The sequence below is a fragment of the Anaerobacillus sp. CMMVII genome (genome assembly GCF_025377685.1).
In the GTDB taxonomy this organism is placed as follows: domain Bacteria; phylum Bacillota; class Bacilli; order Bacillales; family Anaerobacillaceae; genus Anaerobacillus.
In genome coordinates, this window is the sequence record NZ_JACEHK010000002.1 from 591,329 (window position 1) to 610,592 (window position 19,264).

Here is a 19,264-nt window from a genome sequence, read left to right on the forward strand (position 1 = left end):
TCAGGTTGTGTTAGCGTAAACCGACTACACCACAACTAATGGTATTAATTATAATGCCTACCTATTTTCCAAAAGCCAAATTGCTAAAACCTTTGAGTTCTCCTGAGTGGCTTCAAAAGAAATCGTGAAACTACCTAATTCATATATATAAGTAACGATGTCTTCTATTTCAGAGTACTGAATCGAAGTAGGTTTTCCTAGTTCTTTTGACACATCCTTTAAAAGGCTAGCAATCCTATTTCCAGGCATGTTTATAGCAATTACATTTAACTCATCATCAAGCACATAAGCCATGTCGTTGTAAGAATATAAAATCCCACCATAATACCAGTCTGTTACGACCGGTTGACCAAGGAAATTAATTACCTCTTCACTACTCATTCCTAGTTTGATTTGTGAGGTAGGGAGGTGTCCTTGCATACCGGCATCTAAAAATTCTTTACTCAATGGAAGATCATGATAACTTAAAAAAAATGAATCAATTTCATTCCAAAGACCTAAGTAAAACTGTCCGTTTTCTATACCTTGATTCATCATTTGATCATTAAACTCACTTGTATCAATTAGTTCAATTGAATCTACTGTTTTTTTCCAAGTGAAAAATTGAATACTGTACTCTGTTTCGGTCAGTTCTTCAATTACGCCTTGGTAAATACCTCTTTTAATTTCCTTAACGTTTTTTATTCTTTCTAAATGGGATCGTAAAAAGGATTCATTTTCACTAGTCGTAAAATCTAATAGTTCTTCGGAACTAATAAGGGGAGTTTCTGTATAAAGAGTTTCAATCGATCCTTGATTGTAGTTTTCAGTGACATTGCAGCCCATTAAAATCCAAAAGACTAAGATAAAAATAATTCGCTTCATTATAAGGCTCCTTTCCGTTCTTGATAAGTTCCTACATTCGTTGTAGTAGAAAGAAAACCCTAGTTTCAATTAGAAATACTTTCCGACTAATTGTTTTATAAAATTACAATTCAAATAAGAAGGAACAAGAATTTTCGTTAATCATATCTTTTTTTTACGAAATTGCCCGGCTAATGATGCAGAGAATGTTGAAATAAGGGAAATGAAAGAACCTTGTGAATTTACTTCACAAGGTTCTTTCATAATTACTAATTATTAATTAATAGCATGCACTATTTTTTAAAAAACAGCAGATAAATACCAGCCCCAATTAACGCAACTGGCCAAAAGCTTTCTACATAGGTGTATAAAGATCCAAATATCTCGACGAATTCTATGTACAAAAATGACACTAAGGAAACCAATAATAAGATAACACCAGGTATAAGGCCGTCTTTTTTTGTCTTACTATAACGAAACAAAAGGATACACTGATGATCAACGTGAACATTGCCCAGTGGTCTGGCCAAAATGAAAAGAGTTGCAATCCGTGAAAATGGATGCCTAACCCGACCAACAAGACACCAGTAAAGATAGAATGATAGTCTTTTCCTATGTAAGCTTGAAAAAGGAAAGCTAGACCAATAATAACGAGGATAGATGGCCAAGAAAAAATATAGTTAACAAAAGGAATACCATAGTTTTGTAGTAAGAAAATCAACCCGACACTAACAAGTAAGACTCCCGGAAAAATACCTTGTCGCTTCACTTTAATCCCCCTAAAATGTGATATATCTCTTAAAATCAAAACACATTCCTTTTCTTTTGACAACCTTTATGTTGAAATAGGTATAACGGTAAGGAAATAGGAAAAAATTCTACATTCTTACAATGTAATTATCTTAATTTCATGTTAGAATGGTGAATGAAAGTTAGACAAGTCAGACATGATACAATAAAAGGCGCTCAAACCAATAACTGTAATTTGTGATCTAATTTATTCACAGTGATTTCACGCCTTGTTCACATTCTAATTTTTGTACAAGATATTCTACATGTTATAATATGTTCTAGATATATTTTCTCGCACGTGAAAAGTATGGCTTAAGAAACCATTTATGGGGGTGAAAAAACGTGCACATCCTAGTTACTAGTTTAAATTATAAGTCAACGCCTGTTGAAATACGCGAAAAGTTTACGTTCCAAGGGGAGGAGCGTACTAACGCAATTCATAGGCTGAAAAATACAAAAAGCATCTTAGAGGGTGTAATCGTTTCAACTTGCAATCGGACAGAGATCTACGCGGTTGTAGATCAGTTGCATACTGGAAAGTACTATTTGAAAAACTTCTTATCCGAATGGTTTGATCTCCCAATTGATGAGTTTGTGGAGTATCTAGATATATATGAAAATGACCGTGCCATTGAACACCTATTACGCGTGACTTGTGGGCTCAATTCAATGGTTGTTGGTGAAACACAGATATTAGGCCAAATTAAAGAGAGTTTTCTATTTGCACAGGAACAACAAGCTACAGGCACGGTTTTTAATCAATTATTTAAGCAAGCCGTCACACTAGCGAAACGTGCACATTCGGAAACATCTATTGGTGAAAATGCGGTGTCTGTTAGTTATGCTGCTGTGGAATTAGGGAAGAAGATTTTTGGTGACTTTAAAAATAAACATGTCCTAATTTTTGGTGCTGGAAAAATGAGTGAACTTACAGGGAAACATCTCCACGCGAATGGCGTTGGTAAGGTGACTGTAATCAATCGAACAATGTCAAAAGCTATTGAGCTTGCTGATAAGTTTTTAGGTGAAGCAAGACCTTTAAATGAATTAACAGAAGCACTAGTTGAGGCTGATATTTTAATTAGTTCTACTGGTGCGAAGGATTATGTAGTAACAAAAGATATGGTGGCCTCTATTATAAAGAAACGTAAAGGGCGCCCATTGTTTATGGTCGATATTGCAGTACCACGTGATATTGAGCCATCTTTGAGTGAATTAGAGAGTGTTTATTTATATGATATTGATGATTTAGAAGGGATTGTTGCGGCAAATCTTGATGAGCGTAAACGTGAAGCAGAAAAGATCGAGATTATGATCGACAACGAAATGGTGGAATTCAAAAATTGGTTAAGTACGTTAGGAGTGGTTCCGATTATTTCTTCATTACGTTCAAAAGCTCTTTCAGTTCAAGAAGAAACAATGGCTAGCCTCGAGCGGAAATTACCTAACCTATCAGATAGAGATAAGAAAGTCCTTAGTAAGCACATGAAGAGTATTGTTAATCAGCTTTTACGTGATCCGATTGTGGCTGCAAAGGAATTAGCAGCAGAACCAGACGCCGAAGAATCATTAGCTTTATTCACGAGAATTTTTAATCTTGAGGTTGAAGCTGAAGAAACGGAAACTCTCTATCGGGTAGAGGAAAAGGCAAAAGCAAAGCTTGAAGTTGTTGCTTATCAAAAAGATGTTGTAGTTCGCTCCTAAGAGGGGAGTTTACCTTAATGTTAAACTTTTTATATATTTTTACTGTAATTTTATATTGTTTAAGTGTTTTAGGGTATTTTATCGATTTCTTAAACAACAACCAGAAGGTTAATCGTATTTCCTTCTGGTTGCTTTCTATTGTCTGGGTCCTTCAGACAATCTTCTTTATATTACGTATGATTGAATACAATCGGCTTCCAATTATGACTTCTTTTGAAGGATTGTTCTTCTTTGCTTGGATTATTGTTAGTGTCTCTTTAGTCATCAATTGGTTCTTTAAAGTTGATTTATTTGTATTTTTTACGAATATTTTTGGATTTGCGATTATGACATTTAGTGTTTTTGTTCCAACAGGAGATGTTCCGCCAGCATTGCAAGAATTATTAATTTTTGAATTGTTATTCATTCATGTGACTCTTGTTTTACTATCTTATGGTGCGTTTACATTTGCTTTTATATTCTCAATCATGTATTACTACCAACACCAAATGCTTAAAAAGAAACGTTGGAGTAAGCTATTGTTCAGATTTGGAGATTTGTCTAAGTCAGAACATCTAGCATTCATGTTTACTATATTAGGCTTTCCACTACTGTTAATGGGCATTATCTTGGGGATCATTTGGGCTGCTGTAGCTTTAGACCAAATTCCGTGGGCTGATGCAAAGGTTATTACTTCAGTTTTAGTATTGCTTGTTTATGGTTATTATTTGTATAAAAGAGTTGTTAAGAAGATACGGGGCTATTCATTGGTTTTACTAAATATCGCAGGCTTCCTACTTATCTTAATAAATTACTTTCTATCAGGAACACTTTCAAAGTTTCATTTATGGTACTAATTATAGTTTATAGTTTAGAGTGTATAGTGTAGAGTTATGAAAGCTTCTCAAGAAGAAGCCCTCAGAAACTCTTAACTCTAAACTTTAAACTCTACACTTAAAAATGGGGGTTTATCATGAGAAAATTATTGTGGGTTCTAGAAAAAGTCAGCTTGCGTTAACTCAAACGAACTGGGTCATTGACCAGCTAAAAAAGCTTGGCGGTCCTTTTGAATTCGAAGTAAAAAAAATCGTAACAAAAGGGGACCAAATCCTAGATGTTACGTTATCTAAAGTGGGCGGTAAAGGCTTATTTGTAAAAGAAATTGAGCAAGCAATGATGGATAAGGACATCGATATGGCGGTTCATAGTATGAAAGACATGCCAGCAGTTCTTCAAGAAGGACTTACGATCGGGTGTGTTCCGAAACGTGTTGACCCACGTGACGCTCTAATTTCAAACAGTGGTAAAGGTCTAATGGATCTTGAGCCAGGGACAGTTCTTGGAACAAGTAGTTTACGACGCTCAGCTCAAATTTTGGCAAAACGACCAGACTTAGAAATTAAATGGATTCGCGGTAATATTGATTCTCGTATAAAAAAATGTAGAGATGGCGAGTACGACGCAATTATCTTAGCTGCTGCTGGACTTGAGCGTATGGGCTGGAGTGCAGATGTTGTAACTGAATATATATCTTCTGAATTATGTGTGCCAGCGGTAGGTCAAGGTGCGCTAGGAATTGAATGTCGTACTGATGATGCCGAATTAAGAGAACTTCTCGCTAAATTTACAGATGAAGTTACAGAGCGTTGTGTGACTGCAGAACGTGCTTTCCTTCATAAGATTGAAGGAGGTTGTCAAGTTCCAATCGCAGGTTATGCTGAGCTAAACGACAACGGTGAAATCGTCTTAGTTGGTCTTGTAGGATCACCTGATGGAAATACAATTTTGCATGAAACATTGGTAGGAACAGATGCCAAAAGGTTAGGGGAAGAAGTAGCTGTAAAGCTCCTTGAAAAGGGTGCAAAAGATATTCTAGATGCTGTTAAAGCAGAGTTAGATAAATAATGACACTCCAAGGAAAGAAAATATTAGTGACGAGGGCAAAGGCACAAGCCTCTGCTCTCTCGTCACAAATAGAGATAAATGGTGGAATTCCAATTGAGGTGCCACTGATTGTTTGTAGAGAAATGAATGATAAAACGGCAATTCACAACTGCATTAAACTAATACATACATATCATTGGATTGTTTTTACAAGTAAGAATGGTATTGATTTTTTTTACAAGAGTACCAAAAACTAATGGGCAATTTACAACTACCATGCAAAATCGCAGTTGTGGGTAATAAGACAGAAGATGCATTAGAAACTTATGGTTTAAACGCGGACTTATTACCGGAACTCTTTGTGGCAGAAAGCTTAGCAGAGAGTTTAGTTAAAGTGTTGAAAAAATCAGAATGTGTCTTAATTCCTCGCGGAAATTTAGCAAGAAATGTAATACCTAAGAAGCTTCGAGAGCATGATATCTATGTAAAAGAATTAGATGTCTATGAAACGGTCATTGATGAAAAATCAAAAGATCAGCTATATAAGGCGATTAAAAATCAGGAGATTGATGTCGTTACTTTTACGAGCTCCTCAACAGTCGATAACTTTGTTGAACTATTAGCAGGAACAAATTTTCGAAATTACCTCGAACCAATTATTTTTGCTTCGATTGGACCAATTACAACTAGAACAATGATGAAACATGATTTACCTGTACATGTACAACCTAAAGAATATACGATAGAAGCCATGCTAAATGGTGTTATGGAAAAGCTAAGGGAGGATAAATAAATGATAGAATTTAAAAGACATCGTCGCCTACGTCATACGGCAAATCTACGCTCAATGGTTAGAGAAACAGTGTTGAAGAAAGAGGATTTAATTTATCCAATTTTTGTCATTGAAGGAGAAACAAATAAGAAAAATGAGGTTGCTTCAATGCCTGGAGTATACCAAATTTCTCTAGATTTATTAGAAGAAGAAATTAAGACGATTACAGAACTAGGAATAGTCTCAGTGATCGTGTTTGGAGTACCAAAAGAGAAAGATGAAGTTGGTACATCTGCTTATTGCGAAACAGGAATTGTTCAACAAGCAATTAAAAAGATTAAAGAACTAAATCATGAGTTAGTGGTCATTGCCGATACTTGTCTTTGTCAGTTTACGAACCACGGACATTGTGGTGTCATTGAAAATAATATGATCTTAAATGACCCTACTCTTGACTTATTAGCTAAGACTGCAGTTTCTCAAGCAAAAGCAGGTGCAGACGTTATTGCTCCTTCAAACATGATGGATGGGTTTGTAGCGGCTATTCGTCACGGTTTAGATGAAGCAGGCTTCGCACATGTTCCTATCATGTCTTATGCAGTGAAATATTCGTCATCGTTCTATGGGCCGTTTCGTGATGCTGCACATAGTGCACCATCATTTGGTGACCGTAAAACATATCAAATGGATCCAGCTAACCGTTTAGAAGCTCTTCGCGAAGCTGAAAGTGATGTTCTTGAAGGTGCGGACTTTTTAATTGTAAAACCTGCTCTTTCTTACCTAGATATTATTCGTGAAGTAAAGGATCATTTTTCGTATCCTGTAGTTGCGTATAACGTGAGTGGTGAATACTCAATGATTAAAGCTGCGAGTTTAAATGGTTGGATTGATGAAAAAGCGGTTGTAATGGAAAAGCTACTAAGTATGAAGCGTGCTGGTGCAGATTTAATTATTACGTATTTTGCCAAAGACGTTGCTAAGTGGTTAAGTTAGTTTAGAGTTTATAGTGTAGAATTTAAAGTTGTTTTAGAGAATGCTTCGAGGCAAAACTTACAAACTCTACACTGTACACTTTACACTTTAAACTATAAGGGGGATTAAAATGAGATCATTTGAAAAGTCTAGCGCTGCTTTTGCCAAAGCAAAGGAGTTAATGCCAGGTGGGGTAAATAGCCCTGTTCGCGCTTTTAAATCCGTTAAGATGGATCCTGTTTTTATGGAACGTGGGAAGGGTTCAAAAATTTATGATATTGATGGCAATGAATACATAGATTACGTCCTTTCTTGGGGACCACTAGTACTTGGACATGCTGATGAGCAAGTGATTGAGGCATTGAAGAAATCAGCTGAATTAGGTACAAGCTTTGGGGCGCCAAGTGAACTAGAAACGAAGATGGCAGAACTAGTGATTGAACGAGTCCCGTCTGTGGAAGTTGTCCGAATGGTCAACTCTGGGACAGAAGCTACGATGAGTGCTTTGCGTTTGGCTCGTGGGTATACGAAGCGTAATAAAATTCTAAAGTTTGAAGGTTGTTACCATGGACATGGTGATTCACTACTAATTAAGGCTGGCTCTGGTGTTGCAACACTCGGTTTACCAGATAGTCCTGGAGTTCCTGAAGCTGTTGCGATGAATACTTTGACGGTTCCTTATAACGATTTAGAGAGCTTACGTTTTGCGTTTGAACAATACGGTGATGATATTGCGGCTGTCATTCTTGAACCTGTTGCTGGAAATATGGGCGTGGTCCTTCCACAACCAGGATTTTTAGAGACGGTTCGTGAAATCACAGAGCAAAACGGAACATTACTTATTTTTGACGAAGTAATGACAGGTTTTCGCGTAGGCTATCATTGTGCTCAAGGTGTGTTAGGAGTAACACCTGACCTTACATGTTTAGGCAAAGTAATCGGTGGAGGCCTACCAGTTGGCGCTTACGGAGGTAAACGAGAAATCATGGAAATGATTGCTCCAAGCGGCCCGATTTATCAGGCAGGGACGTTGTCTGGAAATCCGTTAGCAATGACAGCAGGTTACGAAACTCTTTCACAATTGACTCCAGAACATTATGCTGAGTTTAATCGTCTCGGGAAAAAGCTAGCTACTGGGTTATCTGAAGCAGCTACCAAATATGGGATTGCTCACAGCACAAGTCAGGCTGGTTCCATGATAGGATTCTTCTTTACCGATGAAGAAGTAACAAATTACGAGAAAGCAAAAACATCTGATCTAGACCGATTTGCTACTTATTTCCGTTACATGCTAGAAGAAGGTGTGTCATTACCACCTTCGCAATTTGAAGGTATGTTCCTATCAACCAAGCATACAGATGAAGACATCGAAAAACAATTGCTGCCGCTGACAAGGCGTTTGCTAAATTAGTTAAATAATAGGAAATATAAAGACTGACCAAAAAAGTCGCCTACCTTGAATGGAACTTATTCATTTTTTGAATGAGATTTGATTAGTTGGGGTATAGGATACTAATTACGGTCAGTTTTTTTGTGGAAATTTCTTGATGCGAATATCGAAAAAAGCGCGTATTTTGTCTAAAGGTAGGTAAAAAGTCATGTAAAGTTATGGCAAAACGGTGCATAACTTGTAAAAAATGAGCGTTTTTAACTAAATATAGCTTTTAACAAAGCAGTAAGCTGATATAATAAGTTGTAAAGCTTAGAAAGTCTCGAAAAATATTAAAACAAAAGGGAGAGGTAATAAAACATGTTTAAAGCACTTATTCAACGTCTTAGAAAAGATCAACGTGGATTAACACTCATCGAGTTATTAGTAGTTATTGTTATTTTAGGGATTATTGCAGCGATTGCAATTCCGATGGTGATGGGGAATCAACAAACTGCTAATGCTAACACTAATGCGCAAAATAGAGCAATTCTTCAAGATGCTGTAAATAGGTATAAAGTAATTAATAACGTAACTACTCTACCTTCTACAGGTATAGATTTAACTGCAGATGTTGATGGTGGTCCTTATATTGAAGCAATTCCTACATGTGCAGAAAATGCAACTCCATTTGTAGTGGCTGATACTGTAATAATCCCTTCAGGTTGTCTTGCACCATAAGTATTTATTAAAAGCTGTCGCTACGCTTAGATAGCGGCAGCTTTTTTAAAATTAGTCCGAATCGAGAAAGAAAGGAAGAACATTATGCTACTCATTGATATCTATGTCATCGTATTAGGATTACTATTAGGTAGTTTTTTTAATGTTGTTGCTATTCGATTGTTAAAAAATCAATCGGTCTCCTTTCCGCCTTCTCATTGTCCAAGCTGTAAGCATAAACTTTCCGTTTTTGATTTATTTCCGGTAGTAAGCTATCTACTCTTACGTGGGAAATGTCGATATTGTAAAACGAAAATTTCCTCGCTTTATCCAGTTGGTGAAATGCTAACAGCTACCTCAATTTTTGTCGTGTATAAGGTTGTCGGTTTGACACCTGAATTAATTCCTGCACTGATTTTAACGATTGTACTAATACTAGCTGTCTTAACAGATATTCGCGAGAAACTAATCTTAGATGTGATCACATTTCCTGCTTTAGCTATTTTGCTCATTTTGCGATTTTTCATTGGCAGTGAGCCTTTTTGGTTTTATTTAGTTGGAGGAGTCGTTGGATTTTCTTTGCTCCTACTAATTGCAATTGTCAGTAAAGGAGGCATGGGCGGCGGAGATATTAAGCTCTATGCAGCCATCGGTGTCGCACTTGGACCATGGATGACGATCATGAGTCTCGTCCTTGCGTCCTTTGTTGGAACAATTGTAGGGATTACATTAATTGCCATAGGGGTATTAAAGCGTAAAGAACCTATTGCATTCGGCCCATTTATTTTTATCGGAACACTTGCCGCTTATTTGGTCGGTGAGGAAATATGGTATTGGTATATGAGTTTTATTTGGTAGGAGTGAGGAAATTGAAGAATGAAAAAGGTGTTACCCTCATAGAACTCTTAGTCTCTATCGTATTGTTAGGCATGATTATTGTCCCATTGCTTATGATCATGACGGGGACCTCAACTCGTACTGTCACACAGGAGAGAGAAACAGGTAATTCATATATTGCCCAAGAGGTAATGGAGAAAGTTAGAAGTGGAAACGTTCGTTATCTTCTTCCTAATGGTCACTACTGTGCTAGTAATACTAGTGCATGCCAGGATCTTTTACCACTTCCGTTTGCTACAGAATTAGGTTTAGGGGATTATCAGATCGTTGAGGTAGTAGTTGAAACATATTCAGATAATACGTCCTTTCATGAAGTTACAGTTATTGTCAGAAATGATGACAGGATTTCCTATGGTACTGGAGACTTAGTTGAAAAGGAAAACCGTATTGAACTGATAACGGTGGTGAAACAAAAATGAAATTTAACAATAGAGGAATCACGTTAGTTGAACTACTCATTACGATAACTCTAATGGCAGTTGTTTTGTCTCCTATTACGATGATTGTTATTTATACCTTGAAAACCGAACAACAAGTATCTACTAAAAATGAAGTACAGCGTGAAGCAAGGTTTATTATGGAGTATATGACAGAAAAAATGCGTGATAAAGATGTGTATTGGATAGAGAGTGGTCAAAATTTACATTTATGCTTATTTAACGGCAGCTCATGTACAGAAATATATTTAATCTATAATGAAAGTAATCAGCAAATGATTTTAGCCGATACAGGGCATGTCCTTTCTGAACACGTAACAATAGAAGTGGAAACAGGAACGAATCCACCCAATCCTGCTGAGGTCATTTTAACGATTGATAAGTCAGGTGAAGTACTAGAATTAAAGAGTCATATTTATTATAACCGCTTTTAAAGAGGAGATATAAAAACGATGATTAATAAATATATTCAATCACAAACAGGTGGATCGCTAATCTTGGTTTTATTTATTATGTTATTTCTCTCCATCATTGGAACCATGTTGTTAAATCAAACGTTCTATAGTCAGCAAACAATCACTAAAAATGCAGTGGTCCAAGCTGAGTTTTACAAAGCGGAAGGTGCAATCGATTTAATGATAGATGAAATGAATAATTTTGTTGAAAACCCACCAGTTCAGTTTCTTGAATACGCCGACGGTACGCCGGTTTTAGATAATAACAATGAACGAATTCCAATAGTCCGAAGTGGCCCCTTTTATTACTTGTATTATGGAGAGCCAAGAGTTAGGGAATTTACCATTGGTGGCGACACTATTGAGGTTGCAATCGTAGACATTGTATCGGAAGGTCTAAGTGATGAACGAAAAAAATATGATTACACGTTGGTTGCCAGTTTAAAATCCTCACCTGAAGTGAATGTAACGAGAGAAGTAACAATGACGACGGTTGTGGAAGACAAAACTGGAATCATTCGTATTATTAAAGAAGGGGATGAGGAGTTTATTTATCCTACGTTCCCTGGAAATCTTGGCGAGCGAATAAATTATCTTGTTTCGAGAAATTTGGCCAATAACACACCAAATTGGGAGCAAAATAGTAAAAAACCTAATGACCCAACTGTTACATTAGCTGACTTTCTTACTTTTTATGGTTTGAAAAGTATTCCTAATAACCTACCAAATTATCCAAACAATCCTCTTGTATATAATCCGGAAGGAACAATTCGGTTATATAATGAGCTAACCGGAAGTGGGGGTAACCTAAATTTAGTTATCAAGCCAGGCAATTTGACTTACGCAAATAAGGTTGAATTTACAGGGTGTGGAAATAGTACAGTCGAAATAAGTGGAGTACTAATTGCAAACGAAGTCATTTTTCAAGGTAGTTGTAATTATAAAATATCAGGTGGCATCATTGCGAATCAATTTAAAATAGGAAGTGCAGAAAGCTCAACTAAGTTAATCACAGCTGGTGGTGGATTTGATGGTGGGGGCGGTGCTGGAGGCTATAAACATGTATTTGACCCTATCTATGATAACTATACAGAAGCAGATTATCAATGGAGCTCAAAAGTGGACGAAGTTCTGAATTATGAAACCAAAAGATAATAATATGACAGAGATTGAGGTGACTTCATGTTTCTTTCTAATAAATACTCGGGAGTAGACTTTCGTGAACGGAAAATCGCATTTGCTACTATGAAATTGGACAAGGACCTTCCGATGGTACTTAGTCTGACGACAATTGATTCTAATCATAAAATCATTGATGGTGGGCGTTTAACTCATAGTGAGACTACAACTTCTGATCTTCGGAAAATTTTGAGTAATAAGGATGTTTCAAAACTCTTGCACATCGCAATTCCAACACAATTTACACTTGTCCGAAAGATTAATTCACTACCAGATTTGGGAGAGGTTGAACTTTCTAGGCTTTTGCAATTTCAAATTGGTGAGAGTATCCACCTGCCATTTGAAGAGCCTGTTTATGATTTTGTCAAAATTGGTTCTATTCAACCGGAAAAAACGCAGGATGAGGATTTAGAATCCTTAGCGGGTGCAACCGATGCCAATCTAAAGGGGCCAAGAAGTGAAATTTTATTTTTGCAACCTCTAAGTCGCTTGCTGAAGATTTATCAAACGCTTGTCAAAATGCTGGGTTCAAACCAAAGTCTGCGGAGATACGTGGACTAGCCCTTCAAAGATTACTAATGTATGCTCAGCCTAATTGGTTAACCGGAACTGAAATGGTCGTTGATGTTTCGGAGGAGTCAATTGATTTACACATTTTTAAAGATGAGCTGATTATTTTTACTAGAACAATGCCAATTGATCGAAGTCAATACTATAGAACCTTTACAAGCCCTGTAAGTGAGGACAATTTCGAAGCGACGTCGTTAGTACTAGAGACTACCTTATCATTTCAGGAGGTTGACTTTGAGGATGTTGCAGCTACAACAGACGCCGCTAAAGGGGTCAGTGGCGGAACAACGGACATAACGAATTTGAGTTATGATGAAGCATCGTATTTAAGTGATCTCGTCAATGAAATTGAAAGAGCACAGAACTTCTTTCGCTATTCGTTAGATCAACGTGACAGTGAGTTTAAGCGAATTATTATAACGGGCGAAGGGACGGAACGAGTCTTTAGCGAACTTAAGGAAAGGATGAACACTGAGGTATGTCGGATTGACTACAGTGCTATCATCCCCCCAGACTTTAATCAACTTGAATTATTAGATACTTGTAGTGTAGCCATTGGTCTAGCCATGCGAGCAAATGAGAAGAATGAAAGAACCAAGAAGAAATAATGCCATCATGTGACGGTTTCGTTAGATTGGAGTGAGGACATTGAAAATTAGCATCAACTTACTACCAAATATAGAAAAAGAAAAAAGTTCAAATTTATTACTACTTCCGATCGCTGGCCTAATTTTGATCATTGCGGCTTCAGCGGTTTTATTGTACTCATATATTAACTTATCCAAGGAAGTTGATCGGTTAGAACAAACGATCGCTTCAAGCATTGAAACCAAAAACGAGTTACAGCAAGCTTTTTCCATAAAGACCACAGGAATTACTGAACATAATATTATCGATCAGTACCAAAATGTAAATGACTTTATTAATTCTATTTATAATGACACTGTTGGTTTGAAAACAAATGTTTATCAATTATTACCAGACAATGCGAACGTTGAAAGCTATGTTTTTACCATTGATGGTGATCTTCTTGTGACTGTAACGTTCCATTCAAAAGGAGACACGGCAATCTATCTTCATCGTCTCTTACAAGCTGATTTTGTAACGAGCGCCTTAGTCACTTCAATCAAAAGTGATATAGAGGATGCAAGTTACACTTCGCTTTTTGAGGTGAAGCTTAAAACGATGGAAGGTGAAGAATAATGGGTGAGTGGATGAAAGTTAATCAGAAATTATTACTATATCTTTTTATTATCCTAATTTTAAGTCTATTAGCCTTATATATGAATGTAATTAGACCTGTGTCTTTAGCGAAAGTAGAAAAAGAAACAGAATTAAATTCAATTGAAAACGAAATTCAAACATTCCAAATGATGATTGACAATCTTGAGCCACAAGACTTAACAGGTCAAGAACAAGCGAGTTTGTTAAAAAGTATTCCGATCCATCCCAATGTTGAACAAGTCATTGCTGATTTGGAGAAAACAGAACTTCAAACTAGAGTAGCGATTGATAGTATTGCTATTGGCCTCGCACCGAATCCTATGACTTTAGTAAATGCTGAGCAAAGTCAAAGTTCCGAAATTACCGAGCAATGGCGGCATATTTTCCCTGAAGCTGTCTATCAAATTTTAAGTGAGAGAATCAACCCCGTCAGAGATGTTAAATTATCTTTTGTTGAGTTTACAGTAGCAGTCAATGGATTTGAGGAAGATGTTGATGTTTTTGTAAGTGAGCTAGAAAAACTTGATCGTACAGTTCATATTCAAAGTTATTTACTCAAAGAAAGTACCGAGTATCTAGAAGGAGTCAATGCAGAAATCATTTTCCGGGCATTTTATTGTGAAGATTTTGCGGCTTTTTTTGAAGGCGGGACTGGTTTTGAACTTGATTATACCTTTGACCCAAGTTTAATTAATCGCTTTAAACCATCAATTGAAGACCCTACTGAACAAGAGGAAATGGTTGATCGTAATGATATTAATCCTGATCATTTTGATCATGATGAAACATCCATGGATGATAATTACAAACATGACACAATTCGTAATGAAGGGGATAAGGTTTTTTACATTGTTCAAACTGGTGCCTATACAAACGTCTATTATTTAAATTATGCTTTACAAACGTTGGTAAACAAAGGATTTCATCCAAAGGTTCTTGAGGGAAGAATGAATCTGATCTATACAGCAATTGATGTAAATGAGGCAGCCGCGATTCGGAAAGCAGAGCACTTAACCAATTCGGGCTTTGCTTCATTTGCATTTACCTTCCCATTTAAAGCTGAACAGTCAGTCATTGACGAAGCATACGATGTTGTTGCTGCCATTTCAGAAGTCGGTAGAGAAGCACACTTACCAAGTGAGAGATTAACTGAAATTACAACAAAGATTGCAACCTATCTAACAAAAGCAGACCAATTGTTGACTACAGCAAACCATAGCCGTAAAGTAACGCTTGAAAAGACAATGACCTCTCTAGTACAAGCAGAAGTTGTCCTTACTAATTATCAAACAAGTCAAGACCCCTCCTTATTATGGGAAGTTGAAGGTCTAATATTAGATTTCGTCTTACTATTGAACAGCAGTCATTAAGACAAAAGGTCCACAGATATACGTGCATTCCCATTTGGGAAAAACGTAAAGGAAGGAGCGAAAAGCGAATGGCTCAAAAGCAACGGAAGCGTTTAGGTGATTTATTAGTTGAAGCGGGAGTAATTTCAGAGGCACAGCTAATGACAGCGTTAGCTGAGCAAAAAAAGACGAAAAATCGTCTTGGTGATCAGTTAGCTGCGATGAATTTAGTTAGTGAGCAACAAATTATTGAAGTATTGGAGTTTCAGTTAGGTATCCCTCATGTTAATTTGTATAAACAAAAAATTGATCCGAATTTAATTAATGTAATTAGTGATGAAATGGCCCGTCGCTATCAAATGATTCCGATACGAAAAGAAGGGAATATTCTAGTTGTCGCCATGGCTGATCCGCTTGATTACTTTGCCTTAGACGATCTTCGATTAAGTACCGGTTTTGATATTCAACCTGCGATTGCCAAGAAGCAGGAACTCCAACTGGCGATCAATCGTTATTATGGAATGCAAAAATCAATTGAACAGATGTTAAAGGATATTCCGACTGACGAAGATGATCAGGCCTATATTGAAGCGCAGCAATCTGATGATTCACCGGTTGCTAGAATGGTAAACCAGTTACTTCAACAAGCAGTTCAAATTGGGGCTAGTGATATTCATATTGATCCACATGAATATGAGACACATATTCGGTTTCGAGTAGACGGTGTCTTACGAACGGAAAAAACTGTCCCAAAAACGATGCAAAACATTCTTGTTTCGCGGATTAAAATCATGTCAAACCTGAATATTGCTGAAAAACGCTTACCACAAGACGGCCGATTTAAAATCGATGTGGATTTTCGGAAGATTGATCTTCGTGTTTCCTGCTTACCGACGATTTTTGGCGAGAAAATCGTGATGAGGCTGTTAGATACAGGAACAGTATCATTAGGGATTGAACATTTGGCTTTTTCAGGAGAAAATGAGGAAAACGTTCGAAAAATGATCAAAAGTGCTTATGGAATCATTCTTGTAACAGGGCCTACTGGAAGTGGAAAATCTACGACCCTCTATACAGCACTACAGGAAATCAATACTGATTTTGTTAATATTATTACGGTTGAGGATCCTGTTGAGTATCAAGTTAAGGGGATCAATCAGGTTCAAGTAAATACAGCTATCGGCATGAGCTTCGCTGCTGGATTACGTTCAATTTTACGGCAAGATCCTGATATCGTCATGGTCGGAGAAATTCGGGATACTGAAACAGCTGAAATTGCCCTACGTGCTGCTTTAACAGGTCACTTAGTATTAAGTACACTTCATACGAACGATGCGATTAGTGCGATTAGCAGGCTTATTGATATGGGTATTGAACCATTTCTTGTCTCTTCTGCTTTACTTGGGGTAATTGGCCAACGATTAGTGCGTCGAGTCTGCCCAGCATGTGCGACTACGCATAAGCTTGCATATGAGGAGGAAGAATTATTCATTTCCCGGGGGCTTAGTGTCAACCATATTGTTAAAGGGGAAGGCTGTGCCGCTTGTAACAGTACGGGATACAGAGGTCGTATTGGCCTACACGAAACCGTTCTAGCTGATGACAAGCTTCGTGAGATGATTACCCACAAACTTCCAGCTGCTCAATTTCTTAAGCATGCTCAGGAAAAGGGGTTTAAATCGATGTATGAAGATGGCTTAATCAAGGTATCTGAAGGTAAGACTACCCTTGAAGAAGTATATCGTGTAACAATGGAATAAAGGTGGTTATTGGTAATGAATATGGCACAACTGCTAAACTTTGCGTTTCAAAACGGAGCATCAGACCTCCACATTACGATTGATACTACACCAATTGTTCGGATCAATGGAAAATTAAAAAAGATCGGAAGTACTCAGTTAACACCAGCGATGACGGAGTCCTTCGCAAAAGAAATTACTACTGCTGAACAATATAATTTGTTTCAAACTCAAGGAGAGCTGGATTTTTCCTTCGCGTTAGAGGACGTTTGCCGCTTTCGTGTTAATGTCTTTAAACAAAAAAATGCAGTTAGCATCGTTTGTCGTGTCATCAATAGCAAAATTCCAACCTTTGAAGAATTAAGATTACCTGAGGTTTGTAGACATTTTGCAAAACAAACTCAAGGGCTACTGTTAGTAACAGGCCCGACAGGTAGTGGTAAATCTACTACTTTAGCAGCGATGATTGATTATATCAATCAGACGATGAACAAGCATATTCTTACACTTGAAGATCCAATCGAGTACTTACACCAACATAATCGAAGTATTGTTAATCAACGAGAAGTGGGTAGTGATAGCCACTCGTTTTCAACCGGTCTACGTGCTGCGCTCCGTCAAGATCCGGATATTATCCTGGTCGGGGAAATGCGTGATGTTGAAACGATTTCAACTGCATTAACAGCCGCTGAAACAGGGCACTTAGTCCTTGCAACACTTCATACAACAGGTGCAGCCCAAACGGTAGATCGGATTATTGATGTGTTTCCAGGCGATCAACAACAGCAAATACGCACCCAACTAGCGGTGGCGCTATCCGGAGTGATTTCACAGCGTCTGTTGCCAATGCCTGGTGACCGCGGCCGTGTTGCGGCTATGGAAATACTAGTGAATGTTCCAGCAACTGCTAATCTAATTAGATCAGATAAAGTTCATCAAATATTAACAGTATTAGAAACGTCAAAATCGCTTGGGATGCAAACGATGAGCATGGCAGTTGAAAATTTAGTAAACCAAGGCCTTGTTACTAGACAAGATGCAGATGAATTTGTTCCTAACTGGAACAAACGGTAGTGAAATTTTAATGAAGGGGAGAGAATCGTATGCTCTTTCTTTATAAGGCAATCGATGCAAAAACAGGTAAAGAAATTTCCGGGAAATTAAATGCCCCTTCTAAAGATGTAGCAGCTTCTGAGCTTAAGGGAAAAGGGCTCTATGTAGCTGAGCTGAAAGAGCAAAAGGAAAGCATATTAACAGTTGACCTAAACTTAGTGATCGGTCCGCCTGTAAGTAATAAAGATTTCGTTATTTTTTGCCGTCAATTAGCAACATTAATTAAAGCTGGGACATCGATTTTAGACTCGGTTCGGCTCTTAGGAGATCAGGTGTCTTCAAAGCCTTTCCAAAAAGCGCTAGATGGAATTTACGAAGAATTACGTTCCGGTAATCCTCTTTCAGAAGCTTGTATGAAACACCCCAAGATATTTGATAAAGTTTTTATTAATATGGTTCGAGCAGGGGAGACAAGTGGTGATTTAGAAGGTGTTTTAGATAGGATGGCAACTTTCTATGAGAAAGGCCACAAAGTGAAGGAAAAGGTGAAATCTGCCTTGATGTACCCAATTGTGGTTTCGATTGTAGCTGTCATTGTCGTCGTTATTTTATTAACACAGGTTTTACCGAGTCTCTTAAATAATTTAACAGCAATGGGTGGAGAAATTCCTGTTCCTACAAAGGTTGTTATGGCTTTATCTAACTTTCTAGTTGCCCAGTGGTATCTAGCTGCTTTGATCGTGATCTTTTTCGTATTAGTTTTTATCGCAATAAAACAGAACCCTAAAGGAAAGTATATGTTGGATTATGCAACATTAAAAATACCAATTTTCGGTGTACTCATCCAAAAACAAATGATTGCACGGATAACAAGAACAATGGCATCGATGTTTAAAAGTTCAGTTCCCGTGCTTCAAACTTTGACGATGAGTGCTGAAATCTCAAATAATGTCGTAGTCGCTAAAGTTCTAAATGAAGCGAAAGAGTCATTACGAAGTGGTGAAAGTCTATCAGCCCCATTAGCAAAGAGTTGGCTTTTTCCAAAAATGGTGACTCATATGATTAAGGTTGGCGAAGAAACAGGGCAAATGGATACAATGCTTGAAAAGATTGCAGACTTTTATGAGGATGAAGTTGAACAGATGGCTAGTCGTTTAAGTTCAATCATTGAACCTTTAATGATTGCTATACTAGGGATTATTGTCGGTACCATTGTTCTTGCTGCCATGCTCCCAATGTTTTCAATCTATCAACAAATATAGTAATAAATTAGAGGGCTGTCCCATAAGTTAGAGTAACTGACTTATAGGCAGTCCTTTTTGGTAT

At 37.3% G+C, this 19,264-nt stretch carries 20 protein-coding genes and 1 pseudogene; 19 read left to right on the top strand and 2 right to left on the bottom strand.

Going from position 1 to position 19,264, the window contains the following annotated elements:
• Positions 1–57: 57 nt before the first annotated feature.
• The gene (locus H1D32_RS06955; protein ID WP_261177513.1) at positions 58–864 is read right to left on the bottom strand and encodes a DUF4309 domain-containing protein; all 807 of its coding nucleotides are present in this window, start codon (positions 862–864) and stop codon (positions 58–60) included.
• A gap of 391 nt (positions 865–1,255) precedes the next feature.
• Positions 1,256–1,612: a LiaI-LiaF-like domain-containing protein gene (locus H1D32_RS06960; protein ID WP_261177514.1), complete on the bottom strand. Its 357-nt coding sequence runs from the start codon at positions 1,610–1,612 to the stop codon at positions 1,256–1,258.
• A gap of 365 nt (positions 1,613–1,977) precedes the next feature.
• Here H1D32_RS06960 and hemA point away from each other — a divergent pair, with 365 nt between their 5' ends.
• From hemA to H1D32_RS07050, 19 genes and pseudogenes are all read left to right on the top strand, one after another.
• On the top strand, positions 1,978–3,339 hold the full coding sequence (hemA, locus tag H1D32_RS06965) for a glutamyl-tRNA reductase (RefSeq protein WP_261177515.1): 1,362 nt from the start codon (positions 1,978–1,980) through the stop codon (positions 3,337–3,339).
• A 17-nt stretch (positions 3,340–3,356) separates the two neighbouring features.
• Complete coding sequence (locus H1D32_RS06970; protein WP_261177516.1) at positions 3,357–4,175, top strand: cytochrome C assembly family protein; 819 nt, start codon at positions 3,357–3,359, stop codon at positions 4,173–4,175.
• A 103-nt stretch (positions 4,176–4,278) separates the two neighbouring features.
• A complete protein-coding gene (gene hemC / locus H1D32_RS06975) occupies positions 4,279–5,223 on the top strand; it encodes a hydroxymethylbilane synthase (protein ID WP_261177517.1) in 945 nt (314 codons plus the stop codon).
• Positions 5,223–5,459, top strand: a complete 237-nt coding sequence (locus H1D32_RS25305) for a uroporphyrinogen-III synthase (RefSeq protein ID WP_396126152.1) — start codon at positions 5,223–5,225, stop codon at positions 5,457–5,459. Before hemC ends, H1D32_RS25305 begins: the two co-directional genes overlap by 1 nt.
• Complete coding sequence (locus H1D32_RS06980; RefSeq protein ID WP_261177518.1) at positions 5,459–5,995, top strand: uroporphyrinogen-III synthase; 537 nt, start codon at positions 5,459–5,461, stop codon at positions 5,993–5,995. The genes H1D32_RS25305 and H1D32_RS06980 overlap by 1 nt, the downstream gene beginning before the upstream one ends.
• A complete protein-coding gene (gene hemB, locus H1D32_RS06985; protein WP_261177519.1) occupies positions 5,996–6,967 on the top strand; it encodes a porphobilinogen synthase in 972 nt (323 codons plus the stop codon). It begins immediately after the preceding gene.
• A gap of 109 nt (positions 6,968–7,076) precedes the next feature.
• A pseudogene (hemL, locus tag H1D32_RS06990) lies at positions 7,077–8,365 on the top strand (glutamate-1-semialdehyde 2,1-aminomutase).
• Positions 8,366–8,696: 331 nt separating this feature from the next.
• Positions 8,697–9,056, top strand: a complete 360-nt coding sequence (locus tag H1D32_RS24910) for a type II secretion system protein (protein WP_314733364.1) — start codon at positions 8,697–8,699, stop codon at positions 9,054–9,056.
• Between the two features lie 84 nt (positions 9,057–9,140).
• Complete coding sequence (locus H1D32_RS07000; RefSeq protein WP_261177520.1) at positions 9,141–9,893, top strand: prepilin peptidase; 753 nt, start codon at positions 9,141–9,143, stop codon at positions 9,891–9,893.
• Between the two features lie 11 nt (positions 9,894–9,904).
• Complete coding sequence (locus tag H1D32_RS07005; protein WP_261177521.1) at positions 9,905–10,351, top strand: type IV pilus modification PilV family protein; 447 nt, start codon at positions 9,905–9,907, stop codon at positions 10,349–10,351.
• Positions 10,348–10,803, top strand: a complete 456-nt coding sequence (locus tag H1D32_RS07010) for a PilW family protein (protein ID WP_261177522.1) — start codon at positions 10,348–10,350, stop codon at positions 10,801–10,803. Before H1D32_RS07005 ends, H1D32_RS07010 begins: the two co-directional genes overlap by 4 nt.
• Positions 10,804–10,821: 18 nt before the next feature.
• Entirely contained in the window at positions 10,822–11,979 is a 1,158-nt protein-coding gene (locus tag H1D32_RS07015; RefSeq protein ID WP_261177524.1) for a hypothetical protein, read from the top strand.
• Between the two features lie 27 nt (positions 11,980–12,006).
• On the top strand, positions 12,007–12,564 hold the full coding sequence (locus H1D32_RS07020) for a type IV pilus biogenesis protein PilM (protein ID WP_261177525.1): 558 nt from the start codon (positions 12,007–12,009) through the stop codon (positions 12,562–12,564).
• Between the two features lie 17 nt (positions 12,565–12,581).
• Positions 12,582–13,181: a hypothetical protein gene (locus tag H1D32_RS07025; protein ID WP_261177526.1), complete on the top strand. Its 600-nt coding sequence runs from the start codon at positions 12,582–12,584 to the stop codon at positions 13,179–13,181.
• 40 nt (positions 13,182–13,221) lie between these two features.
• The gene (locus tag H1D32_RS07030; protein WP_261177527.1) at positions 13,222–13,776 is read left to right on the top strand and encodes a hypothetical protein; all 555 of its coding nucleotides are present in this window, start codon (positions 13,222–13,224) and stop codon (positions 13,774–13,776) included.
• Positions 13,776–15,167 (top strand): hypothetical protein, encoded by a 1,392-nt coding sequence (locus H1D32_RS07035; RefSeq protein WP_261177528.1) that lies wholly within the window; start codon positions 13,776–13,778, stop codon positions 15,165–15,167. The genes H1D32_RS07030 and H1D32_RS07035 overlap by 1 nt, the downstream gene beginning before the upstream one ends.
• Before the next feature lie 68 nt (positions 15,168–15,235).
• Positions 15,236–16,906, top strand: coding sequence for a GspE/PulE family protein (locus H1D32_RS07040; RefSeq protein ID WP_261177529.1), 1,671 nt, complete (start codon positions 15,236–15,238; stop codon positions 16,904–16,906).
• Positions 16,907–16,921: 15 nt separating this feature from the next.
• Complete coding sequence (locus H1D32_RS07045; protein ID WP_261177530.1) at positions 16,922–17,959, top strand: type IV pilus twitching motility protein PilT; 1,038 nt, start codon at positions 16,922–16,924, stop codon at positions 17,957–17,959.
• Between the two features lie 29 nt (positions 17,960–17,988).
• Positions 17,989–19,200: a type II secretion system F family protein gene (locus tag H1D32_RS07050; protein WP_261177531.1), complete on the top strand. Its 1,212-nt coding sequence runs from the start codon at positions 17,989–17,991 to the stop codon at positions 19,198–19,200.
• The last annotated feature ends 64 nt before the right edge of the window (positions 19,201–19,264 follow it).